This is a genomic window from Streptococcus sp. CL6.22, from assembly GCF_049738055.1.
Classification (GTDB): Bacteria; Bacillota; Bacilli; order Lactobacillales; family Streptococcaceae; genus Streptococcus; species Streptococcus mitis_DJ.
In genome coordinates this window covers 1-565 of record NZ_JBKOTV010000031.1, presented here as the reverse complement: position 1 = coordinate 565, position 565 = coordinate 1, and the positions used below count along the sequence as shown (strand labels likewise).

Annotated in this window: 1 protein-coding gene; it reads right to left on the bottom strand. The window is 45.7% G+C overall.

What is annotated here, in order from left to right:
• On the bottom strand, positions 1-565 hold a 565-nt coding region (locus ACLNCW_RS09810), incomplete at both ends, for a DUF1542 domain-containing protein (protein WP_424846215.1).

Sequence of the window (565 nt, the reverse complement as noted above, 5' to 3'; positions counted from 1 at the left end):
AATTGCGTTGTCAATTGCTTGCTTCGCTGCGTCAGCTTTCGCTTTGGCGTCTTCCTTAGCTTTGGTTTTCTCTTCAGCAGTCAAATCGTTATTGGCATCAATCACATCGTTCTTAGCTTTCAATGCGTCATCGATGGCTTGTTTTGCAGCCGGTTTAGCTGTTGGTGTTGGAGTGACTGATGATATACTTGTCGCTCCGTCATTTTTAGCTTGTTCTACCGCTGCGTTTGTTGTTGCGCTATCGATTGCTTGTTTAGCTGCATCGGCTTTGGCTTTGGCGTCTTCCTTAGCTTTGGCTTTCTCTTCTGCTGTTAAGTCATTGTTGGCATCTATTGCTGCTTCTTTTGCTTTTAATGCTTCATCGATGGCTTGTTTTGCAGCTGGCTTCGCTTGCGCTGTTGGTGTTACTAAAGATACACTTGTCGCTCCATCAGCCTTAGCTTGTTCCACCGCTGCATTTGTTGTCGCCTTGTCGATTGCAGTCTTCGCTGCATCGGCTTTGACTTTCGCGTCTTCCTTAGCTTTGGCTTTTTCTTCAGCAGTCAAATCGTTGTTGGCATCAATT